This window comes from Streptomyces ochraceiscleroticus, from assembly GCF_000720485.1.
In the GTDB taxonomy this organism is placed as follows: Bacteria; Actinomycetota; Actinomycetes; order Streptomycetales; family Streptomycetaceae; genus Streptomyces; species Streptomyces ochraceiscleroticus.
Genome location: NZ_JOAX01000025.1, coordinates 205,098 through 214,040, shown reverse-complemented (window position 1 = coordinate 214,040; position 8,943 = coordinate 205,098). Strand labels below are relative to the sequence as shown.

Annotated in this window: 8 protein-coding genes; all 8 read right to left on the bottom strand. The window is 71.6% G+C overall.

Annotation, left to right across the window (positions count from 1 at the left end):
- Positions 1–379 precede the first annotated feature (379 nt).
- Complete coding sequence (locus IG84_RS0128295) at positions 380–2,524, bottom strand: primosomal protein N' (protein ID WP_031062903.1); 2,145 nt, start codon at positions 2,522–2,524, stop codon at positions 380–382.
- 124 nt (positions 2,525–2,648) lie between these two features.
- Positions 2,649–3,857: a methionine adenosyltransferase gene (gene metK, locus IG84_RS0128290; RefSeq protein WP_031062899.1), complete on the bottom strand. Its 1,209-nt coding sequence runs from the start codon at positions 3,855–3,857 to the stop codon at positions 2,649–2,651.
- A 240-nt stretch (positions 3,858–4,097) separates the two neighbouring features.
- Positions 4,098–5,306: a bifunctional phosphopantothenoylcysteine decarboxylase/phosphopantothenate--cysteine ligase CoaBC gene (gene coaBC / locus IG84_RS0128285; protein ID WP_031062896.1), complete on the bottom strand. Its 1,209-nt coding sequence runs from the start codon at positions 5,304–5,306 to the stop codon at positions 4,098–4,100.
- A 135-nt stretch (positions 5,307–5,441) separates the two neighbouring features.
- Positions 5,442–5,714: a DNA-directed RNA polymerase subunit omega gene (gene rpoZ, locus IG84_RS0128280; protein WP_006382157.1), complete on the bottom strand. Its 273-nt coding sequence runs from the start codon at positions 5,712–5,714 to the stop codon at positions 5,442–5,444.
- A gap of 69 nt (positions 5,715–5,783) precedes the next feature.
- The gene (gmk, locus tag IG84_RS0128275) at positions 5,784–6,389 is read right to left on the bottom strand and encodes a guanylate kinase (protein WP_078649466.1); all 606 of its coding nucleotides are present in this window, start codon (positions 6,387–6,389) and stop codon (positions 5,784–5,786) included.
- A gap of 39 nt (positions 6,390–6,428) precedes the next feature.
- The gene (locus tag IG84_RS0128270; protein ID WP_030251572.1) at positions 6,429–6,752 is read right to left on the bottom strand and encodes an integration host factor; all 324 of its coding nucleotides are present in this window, start codon (positions 6,750–6,752) and stop codon (positions 6,429–6,431) included.
- A gap of 225 nt (positions 6,753–6,977) precedes the next feature.
- Positions 6,978–7,814, bottom strand: a complete 837-nt coding sequence (gene pyrF, locus IG84_RS0128265) for an orotidine-5'-phosphate decarboxylase (protein WP_031062888.1) — start codon at positions 7,812–7,814, stop codon at positions 6,978–6,980.
- Positions 7,811–8,920 (bottom strand): quinone-dependent dihydroorotate dehydrogenase, encoded by a 1,110-nt coding sequence (locus IG84_RS0128260; RefSeq protein WP_031062885.1) that lies wholly within the window; start codon positions 8,918–8,920, stop codon positions 7,811–7,813. The genes pyrF and IG84_RS0128260 overlap by 4 nt, the downstream gene beginning before the upstream one ends.
- Positions 8,921–8,943: the final 23 nt, after the last annotated feature.

Sequence of the window (8,943 nt, the reverse complement as noted above, 5' to 3'; positions counted from 1 at the left end):
CGCCCGGTCTCCGTGTCCCCGGCCCCCTCCGTGCCCGCCGCCCGCACCATGCCGCCCCAGTCCCCGGTCCCCCAACAGGACCCGCGCGCCGGCGCCTTCCCCAGCCCCCGCAACGGCTGACGAGCCCGTAGCCCCGCCGACAAGCTACGGACACCAGCCCCCCCCCACACCACGACGCACCGCTTCCTCCCCCACTATCGGGAGGGGGCTGGCCGCAGCGGGTGGGTGTTCGGACGTAAAGCGAAGCAGTCCGAACACCCACCCGCGGAGGCCCGTCACCGCACCCGATACAACCCAGCCCGTCCGGCGCTTGAGGACAACCGTCACTGGGCGCAGCCCGACGAAACCGCACCGCTGGGGCACCAGCGCTCCGGACCGGCTACCCCAGATCCAGCGGATCGACCCGCACTCGAACCGCCTCCCCCTCCCGCTTCACCATCCGAGCCGCCCAAGCGGCTTTCAGCGCGGCGGCCATAGCCGCCCCCTCCCCCGGCGGCACCCGCACAAGCACCCGCTCCCAAACCTCCCCCACAGGCGCCTCCCCAGCCCGCCGCGGACGCCCCGAGGCGGGAGCCGACACCGGCACAGGCCCCAACACCTCGGCCGACGGCGGCAAAGCCGCCCCCCGCACTAGGTCCGCCACATCCTCCGGCCGCCCGGCAACCGAAGCCATCCGAGAAACCGGCGGAAACCCGAGCTCCGCCCGCTCCGCAAGCTCCCGCACGGCATGCCCCACCGGATCCCACCGCACCAACGCCTGCACGGGCCGCAGCGTCGGCTCCCCCGTCACCACGACGACGCCACCGTCCTCGGCGCCGCGCACCAGCGCCCCCGCACCCAGCCAGCGCCGCAGCGCCTCCTCCCCGGCCCGCAGATCGGGCCGGTTCAGCAACGCCCAGCCATCCAGCAGCAGCGCCGCCGCGTAGCCACCCACCGCGACCGGCTCGGCGCCAGGCGTGGAGACGACGATCGCCGGCCGGTCGGGCACGGTGTCCAGCACATGGTCCCGGCCGGACGTCCGCACCGGTACTCCCGGAAACGCCCGCCCCAGCTCCTCCGCCGTCCGCCGCGCCCCCACGACCTGGGCCCGCAGCCGCGCGTGCCCGCACTCCGTGCAGTGCCAGTCCGGCGCAGCCGTACCGCACCAGCCGCAGCACAGCGCGCTGTCCTGGTCCGGCGCCTCCAGCGGCCCCGCGCAGTGTCGGCAGCGCGCGGGCTCGCGGCACCGTGCGCAGGCCAGCCGCGGCACGTATCCGCGCCGGGGCACCTGGACCAGTACCGGACCGCGGGCCAGCCCGGCGCGCGCGGTCTGCCAGGCGAGCGACGGCAGCCGCGCCGCGCGCGCCGCCTCGTCGCGCGCCGCCTCCGCGTCCCCGATCGTGCGGACCAGCGGCGCCGCCGCCCGCACCTGGTCGCGCCCGGCCTCCAGGGAACGCGCCCAGCCGTTCTCCACGAGCTGCGCGGCCTCGACCGTGCGCCCCAGATCGCCGATCAGGCAGGCCGCCTTCTCGTGCACGGCCCGCAGCAGCAGCACGTCCCGCGCGTGCGGGTACGGCGCGTGGTCGTCGCTATGGGCGGTGTGCCCGTCGTCCCAGATGGCGACGAGGCCCAGATCGGCCACCGGTGCGTACATCGCCGCCCGCGTCCCCACGACGGCCCGCACCGCGCCCCGGCGTATCGCCAGCCAGCGGCGGTACCGCTCCTCGGGACCGGAGTCCGCCGTCAGGAGCGTGTGCGTCCCGCGGCCCACCAGCTCGGTCAGCGCGGTGTCCACGCGGGCCGCGGACCGGCCGTCGGGCACCACGATCAGGGCGCCGCGCCCGGACGCCAGCGTCGCCGCCGCGGCGGCCGCCAGCTCCCACGGCCAGTGCGGCCCCGGCAGCGCGGTCCACACGGCGCGGGGCGAGCCACCGCCCGCCAGCGCCTCGATGAACCCGGGCCCGTCCGGATACCGCTCCCAGCTCGCGAGCGCGGGCACCGCGGGCGGGGGCGGCGGCGCCGGGAAGCGCTCCGCCTCGGCCTTGGCGTGCCGCGGCGGGATGGCGAGCTGCAGTACATCGGCGAGCGAGCCGGCATACCGGTCGGCCACCGCGCGGCACAGGGCCAGCAGCGGCGGGCTGAGGACCGGCTCCGGCGAGACGACCTGGGCGAGGGCCGCCAGCGGGCCCCGGTAGTCGGACTCGGCGATGCGCTCGACGATGAAGCCGTCGAGCAGGCCGCCGCCCTCGCGCCGGCCCTCGCGCACCCGGCTCGTCCCCGCGCCGAACCGGACCCGGACCCGGACGCCGGGCTGCGCCTCCTCGTCCATCGCGGCGGGCACCGCATAATCCCAGAGCTTGTCCAGATGCACCGGGCCCTTGTCCACCAGGACCCGGGCCACCGGCCGGTCCTTGGCCAGCTCGGCGCCGCGCCAGGTCCGCGGCCTGGCCTTCGGCGCCTTCTTCTTGGCCTCCCGCACGGTCTCCCGGATCAGGGCGAGCTGCTCCCCCTGATCCCCGGCCCCCGACCCGTTCTCGCTGCTCACACCCTCAGTCTTAGCAGACCGCACTGACACTGCCCGCGGCCCGCGGGGCACGGAGCGGGCCACAAACGCCTCCGGGCCCGTACCGCAGCAGCGGTACGGGCCCGGAGGCAGGAAGGGCGGGTGGTTACAGGCCCGCGGCCTTGCGGAGGGCGTCGACGCGGTCCGTGCGCTCCCAGGTGAAGGCGTCCAGCTCGCGGCCGAAGTGGCCGTACGCGGCGGTCTCGGCGTAGATCGGGCGGAGCAGGTTCAGGTCGCGGATGATCGCGGCCGGGCGGAGGTCGAAGACCTCGCCGATGGCCTGCTCGATCTTCTCGACGTCGACGGTGGCGGTGCCGAAGGTCTCCACGAAGAGACCGACCGGCTCGGCCTTGCCGATCGCGTAGGCGACCTGGACCTCGCAGCGCTGGGCCAGGCCCGCCGCCACGACGTTCTTCGCGACGTAGCGCATGGCGTACGCGGCGGAGCGGTCGACCTTGGACGGGTCCTTGCCGGAGAAGGCGCCGCCGCCGTGGCGGGACATGCCGCCGTACGTGTCGATGATGATCTTGCGGCCGGTGAGGCCCGCATCACCCATCGGGCCGCCGATCTCGAAGCGGCCGGTCGGGTTCACCAGGAGGCGGTAGCCCTCGGTGTCGAGCTTGATGCCGTCCTCGATCAGCTCGTTCAGCACGTGCTCGACGACGAACTCGCGGATGTCGGGAGCGAGCAGCGAGTCCAGGTCGATGTCCGAGGCGTGCTGCGAGGAGACGACCACGGTGTCCAGGCGGACCGCCTTGTGACCGTCGTACTCGATGGTGACCTGGGTCTTGCCGTCGGGGCGGAGGTACGGGATGGTGCCGTTCTTCCGGACCTCGGACAGGCGCTTGGAGAGCCGGTGCGCGAGGTTGATCGGGAGCGGCATCAGCTCCGGGGTCTCGTCGCAGGCGTACCCGAACATCAGGCCCTGGTCGCCGGCGCCCTGCTTGTCCAGCTCGTCCTCGTCGCCCTCGACCCGCTTCTCGTAGGCGGTGTCGACACCCTGGGCGATGTCCGGGGACTGCGCGCCGATCGATACGGAGACACCACAGGAAGCGCCGTCGAAGCCCTTCTTGGAGGAGTCGTAACCGATCTCCAGGATCTTGTTCCGCACGAGGGTGGGGATGTCGGCGTAAGCCTTCGTGGTCACCTCGCCGGCCACGTGGACCAGGCCGGTGGTGATCAGCGTCTCGACGGCGACCCGGGAGGCCGGGTCCTCCTTCAGGAGGGCGTCGAGGATGGTGTCGCTGATCTGGTCAGCGATCTTGTCGGGGTGGCCCTCGGTGACGGACTCCGAGGTGAAGAGGCGGCGGGACACATCGCTCCCTGGGGTTGCAGCGGCTGCTGTCTGATCATTGACGGACCGGCCGAGAGCTGCGCTCGGCGCGATCCACGGCCAGTTTATCGGTCAGGCGTCCCGTTCGGGCACGCAGTCTCGTTCTGTGGATGCGCCGTGACCAGGGACACCCTGCCATCTAGCCCCGGGACACCGCTCAACGGTAGGTCGCAACAAGGGTTTTTGTGGTGGCCAACGGGCCGGAATGGTCTCATCGAGTGATCAGGAAAATCGCTCGGCGACCAGGTCCCAGACCGTGTCGGCCAGGGCCTCCTTGGGCCCGTGGGGCACGGGCGTCTCGGTACCGTCGGCGGCCAGCACGACCGCCTCGTTCTCGGCCGAGCCGAAAGTCTTGTGCTCCCCGACCTCATTGACGACCAGCAGGTCACAGCCCTTGCGGGCGAGTTTTTGCCGGCCGTTCGCCAGAACGTCATCCGTCTCGGCGGCGAACCCGACGACGATTTGCCCGGGACGCGCCCGTTCGGCGGAGATTTCCGCGAGGATGTCGGGGTTGCGTACCAGCTCGATCGGCGGCTGCTCCACGTCGTCCCGCTTCTTGATCTTGCCGGGGGCGTAGTGGGCCGGGCGGAAGTCGGCCACGGCGGCCGCCATGACCACGGCGTCGGCGTCGGCCGCCGCCTTCAGTACCGCCTCGCGGAGCTGGACGGCCGTGCCGATGTGGACCACGTCCACGCCCGCCGGGTCGGGCAGCCCGGTTTCCCCCGTGACCAGCGTCACCCGGGCGCCGCGCGCCACGGCCGTACGGGCCAGCGCGTACCCCTGCTTCCCGGAGGAGCGGTTGCCGAGGTACCGGACGGGGTCCAGCGGCTCGCGGGTGCCGCCGGCACTGACCACGACGTGCCGCCCCACGAGGTCCGCGGTGACCGCCTCGGGGCCGCGCGCCAGCACCCGGCGGCAGACCTCGAAGATCTCGGCCGGGTCGGGGAAGCGGCCCTTGCCGGTGTCGACGCCGGTCAGGCGGCCCACGGCGGGCTCGATGACGATCGCGCCGCGGTGGCGCAGGGTCGTGACGTTCTCCTGAGTGGCCGGGTGCTCCCACATCTCGGTGTGCATCGCCGGGGCGAAGATCACCGGACAGCGGGCGGTCAGCAGCGTGTTCGTCAGCAGGTCGTCGGCGAGGCCGTGCGCGGCCTTGGCCAGCATGTCGGCGGTACAGGGAGCCACCACGACCAGGTCGGCGCCCTGGCCGATGCGGACGTGCGGGACCTCGTGCACGGACTCCCAGACCTCGGTCGAGGCCGGGTTCCCGGAGAGCGCGGCCCAGGTCGTTTCGCCCACGAAATGCAGCGCGGAGGCCGTCGGCACCACGCGGACGTCGTGCCCGGACTCGCTCAGCCGCCGCAGCAGCTCGCACGCCTTGTACGCGGCGATACCGCCGCTGACTCCCAGGACGACCTTGGGCTTGTCCATCGTCTTCGCTGCTCCCCGAGCCAGGGCGCCCCTGCGCCGAACACCTACGTGCACCTGTGCGTGTACGTACCCATGACACACCAAGGGCCCGGCAATCGCGTTGCCGGGCCCTTGGTGAAGAAAACGCTCGCGGCCTTACTGGGCCGGGCCCTCCACGGCCTCGGAGGTCAGCAGACCCGCGTTGATCTCGCGCAGCGCGATCGAGAGGGGCTTCTCGTGGACGTGGGTGTCCACCAGGGGGCCGACGTACTCGAGCAGGCCCTCGCCGAGCTGCGAGTAGTACGCGTTGATCTGGCGCGCACGCTTCGCGGCGTAGATCACGAGGCTGTACTTCGAGTCGGTGGCCTCGAGAAGCTCATCAATCGGCGGGTTGATGATGCCCTCGGGCGTTGAGATGGAAGAGGACACTCTCTGCCTTCCGAAGGGGTTGATCAGGGAATTTCCGGAAAAACCGCGAAATCCAAAAGATTGCGAAGGTCATTCTCCGGAGTTATTCAGCATCAAGGCTAGCAGCTCACGGGAGACGTCCTCGACGGAGGTGTTGACGAGCGTCTCGTCGAACTCCTTCTCGGCGGCCAGCTCGACGCGCGCGGCCGCCAGCCGGCGCTCGATCACCTCGGCCGACTCCGTGCCCCGGCCGGTGAGCCGGCGGACCAGCTCCTCCCAGCTCGGCGGGGCCAGGAAGACCAGCCGCGCCTCGGGCATGGACTCACGGACCAGCCGGGCGCCCTGGAGGTCGATCTCCAGGAGGACCGGCTCGCCCGCCGCCAGGTGGTCCAGGACCGCCTGGCGCGGGGTGCCGTAGCGGTTTCCCGCGAATTCCGCCCACTCCAGCAGCTCACCGTTGGCGATCAGCTTGTCGAATTCCTCGTCGTCGACGAAGAAGTACTGGACGCCGTGCCGCTCGCCGGGACGCGGCTTGCGGGTGGTGGCCGACACCGAGAGCCATACCTCGGGGTGGACCTTGCGCATATGAGCGACGACCGTGCTCTTGCCGACCCCGGAGGGGCCGGAGAGCACGGTCAGCCGCGGTTGTCTGTCCGGGGTTGCCGGGGTCGCCCCCCGGGAGACTGCAGAACTCATGCAGCGATTATTCCAGCTCCCCGGGGATGCCTGAGCACCTCAGGAAGCAGCGTTGCCGAACTCACGCTCAAGAGACGCGATCTGGTTGGAGCCGAGACCGCGCACGCGGCGGCTCTCGGAGATGCCGAGCCGCTCCATGATCTGCTTGGCGCGGACCTTGCCGACGCCGGGCAGGGACTCAAGGAGGGCGGAGACCTTCATCTTGCCGATGACGTCGTTCTCCTGGCCCTGCTTGATGACCTCGTGGAGGGAGGCACCGGAGTGCTTGAGCCGATTCTTGACCTCGGCGCGCTCCCGGCGAGCCGCGGCGGCCTTCTCGAGCGCGGCTGCGCGCTGTTCAGGGGTAAGGGGCGGAAGAGCCACGCCTACGTCACCTCGGATGTCGAACTGTCGGATACGGACCGGTGTGGAACTTAGTTGCCCCGCACCTGCGGAGCAACGAACAACGCGCTTACGTGCGGTGCTCTCGTCGGAGACTAGCGGGCGAGGGCGCCAGAGTCAGCGAGAACAGACGAAAAGTCCTGGTCAGCCTCTGCCGACCAGGACATTTCGGTACCAAACCACCGGGGAAAATGCCGGTGGCTGTCATTAACCGACCGCTGCGGCCACATCCTCGGCGAATCGCGCCGCCGCATCGCGCAGACCTGCGGCGTCCGGACCGTGACGCAGAACACCCCGGCTGACGCTCGGGACCACATTGCGCACAGCGGCCCCGAAGACCTCCGGGAGGTCCGCGGGGGTCGCTCCCTGCGCACCGATACCGGGCGCGAGCAGCGGCCCGTTCACGGCGAGGTCGTACGAGGACAGGTCGCCCAGCGTCGCGCCGACGACGGCCCCGAAGGAGCCCAGGGGCTCGGCGCCCGCGTTCTCCTCCTTGAGGTGGGCGAGCATGGTGGCCCCGATGGTGGCGCCGTCGCCCCGTACGGCGTGCTGCACCTCCTGGCCCTCCGGGTTGGAGGTCAGCGCCAGCACGAAGAGGCCGCAGCCATTCTCCTTGGCCAGGTCCACGGCCGGCTTCAGGGAGCCGTAGCCCAGGTACGGGCTGACGGTGAGCGCGTCGGAGAAGAGCGGGCTGTCCTTGCCGAGGAAGGTGTCGGCGTACGCGGCCATGGTGGAGCCGATGTCGCCGCGCTTGGCGTCCATGAGGACCAGCGCGCCCCGCTCCCGGGCCTCGGCGACGGCGGTCTCCAGTACGGCGATGCCCTTGGACCCGAAGCGCTCGAAGAACGCGGCCTGCGGCTTGAAGACCGCGACGGTCTCGCCGAGCGCCTCGACGACGGTACGGGTGAACCGGGCCAGGCCCGCGACGTCGTCGTTCAGGCCCCAGTCGGCCAGCAGCGAGGCGTGCGGGTCGATGCCGACACAGAGCGGGCCACGGTTGTCCATGGCCTGGCGCAGACGGGCGCCGAAGGGCTGCGGGCTCATGAGGTCACCTTCTTGTGCTCGGCGCCGACGGCCTCGGCGAGGGTGGCGTACGGGCTCGTGGCCAGGCGCGCGGCGAGGCCCTTGTGGATGGCGCGGCACCAGAAGGGGCCCTCGTAGATGAAGGCGCTGTAGCCCTGGACGAGGGTGGCGCCGGCCAGGATGCGCTGCCAGGCGTCCTCGGCGTTCTCGATGCCGCCCACGCCGATGAGGGTGATGCGGTCGCCGACGCGCGCGTACAGGCGGCGCAGCACTTCGAGGGAGCGCTCCTTGACCGGGCGGCCGGAGAGACCGCCGGTCTCCTGGACGAGCGCGGGGTCGGACTTCAGGCCCAGCCCCTCGCGGGCGATGGTGGTGTTGGTGGCGATGATGCCGTCCAGGCCCAGCTCCAGGGCGAGGTCGGCGACCGCGTCGACGTCCTCGTCGGCCAGATCGGGGGCGATCTTGACCAGGAGCGGCACGCGGCGGTCCGTGACCGTACGGTCCGCGGCCTCGCGTACGGCCGAGAGCAGCGGGCGCAGGTGGTCGACGGCCTGGAGGTTGCGCAGGCCCGGGGTGTTCGGCGAGGAGACGTTGACGACGAGGTAGTCGGCATGGCCGGCCAGCCGCTCGGTCGAGGTCACGTAGTCGCCGACCGCCTCGGACTCCGGCACGACCTTGGTTTTGCCGATGTTGACGCCGAGGGTGGTCCTGAAAGTGGCCTTGCGGGCCGCCAGGCGGGCCGCCACGGCCGCGGAGCCCTCGTTGTTGAACCCCATGCGGTTGATGAGCGCGCGGTCCTTCACGAGGCGGAAGAGGCGCTTCTTGGGGTTGCCGGGCTGCGGCTGCGCGGTGACCGTGCCGATCTCGACGTGGTCAAAGCCGAGCATGGTCATGCCGTCGATGGCGACGGCGTTCTTGTCGAAGCCGGCGGCGAGCCCGAAGGGGCCGTGCATCCGGCGCCCCAGGGCCTCGACGCGCAGCTCCTTGTAGCGCGGCGCGAGCAGGGCGGCGACGAAGGTCCGCAGGACGGGGACGCGGGCGGCCAGCCGGATCCAGCCGAAGGCCAGGTGGTGGGCCTGTTCGGGGTCCATCCGCTTGAAGATCAGGTTGAAGAACAGCTTGTACACAGGAATGTCCTCATGCAGAGGGG